The sequence below is a fragment of the Chitinivibrionales bacterium genome, from assembly GCA_035516255.1.
Taxonomy (GTDB): Bacteria; Fibrobacterota; Chitinivibrionia; order Chitinivibrionales; family FEN-1185; genus FEN-1185.
The window spans coordinates 1-1098 of the sequence record DATJAL010000043.1; the positions used below are offsets into that span (position 1 = coordinate 1).

Annotated in this window: 2 protein-coding genes; one reads left to right on the forward strand and one right to left on the reverse strand. The window is 54.8% G+C overall.

What is annotated here, in order from left to right:
- Positions 1-243 (forward strand): rhomboid family intramembrane serine protease (locus VLX68_12150; protein ID HUI92991.1); only part of this gene is annotated, 243 nt, incomplete at its 5' end.
- Between the two features lie 5 nt (positions 244-248).
- On the opposite strand, the gene VLX68_12155 is transcribed toward VLX68_12150, so the two are convergent.
- Entirely contained in the window at positions 249-698 is a 450-nt protein-coding gene (locus VLX68_12155) for a hypothetical protein (GenBank protein ID HUI92992.1), read from the reverse strand.
- Positions 699-1098 lie beyond the last annotated feature (400 nt).

Genomic DNA, 1098 nt, shown 5'->3' on the forward strand with positions numbered 1-1098 from the left:
CTCAAAAGCCTTGTGCTGTTCGCGATTTATAACTTGTCAATCGGAGCAGCCGTGCCCTTCATTGACAATTCCGCGCACCTCGGGGGTTTAGCCTGCGGATTGATCCTGGGTGCGGTATTAGCGCGGCATTTGACTTCAGCGCCGGAGGAAAGAGCCTCCTGGCGGCGATGGGTGTTTATCGTGGGCGCGGTCGTGCTCTTTGCAATGTTTGAGCTGATTCGCAAATCTGTTGTTCATGCCTGATAAATTCAGTCGCCGGCGTTCTCCTCATCCGCCTTTTCGGGTTCCGTTTCAGCAGATGCTGCGCCCGCGCGGCTCTTCAAGGCAAATGTCAGCTTCTGATCGGGCGAAACTGAAAAAGTAACCCGTACCGGATCGCGTTCCCATAAAGGCGGCGAGCACGGCTCCGGGAAATCCTTCGTGGGTCCGATGATTTTCTTCAACACCGGCCTCCTCTCTCCCAATTGCATGATCACGGCCAGCAATTTCTGGTCATCTTCTGAATACCCGCAGTAGGCGGCGTAATCGCGAAACCAATCGACTGAAGAAGTATCGGGGTCGAAATCTGCGAGCGCAATCTGCTGAATTTTTCCATTCACGCGGTCCACCAGCACCCAACCTCCGCGCTCCCAGCGCCATTGCGGAGGCCCGCTCTCCTGCGGCAGCGAATCATTCACCCGGGAAATTTTCTGGACCACGAACGTATGCTCCGTAACATCGTGAGCATTTCCCGTCGTAAACTCCTTGACGCGGCCGTCAACGTAAAGCGGCCGAATTCGCAGGTTTATCGGATCGCTGGCACCCTGCTCTGATCGCATTGCAATGGTTGTCCACTTTCCCAATGCAACCACGTGGGTCTTCGGCCCTGCGTTCGCAGTCACGCTCACCCCACTGAATATCACAACCCAGGCAAAAGGTCGCAACCGGAGAATCATGCGGGAAAATAAACACCATTTTCCTCCTCAGCTCAAGGTCATCTGAACATTTTTCTGCGTATGAGTTTCAAATCGGGATGCGGGATGCACGCGGCCCACGCCTCCCACATAAAAAAAGCGGCCACCATGGCCGCAGGTAAGCGTAAACCGAACAAAGGCTCAG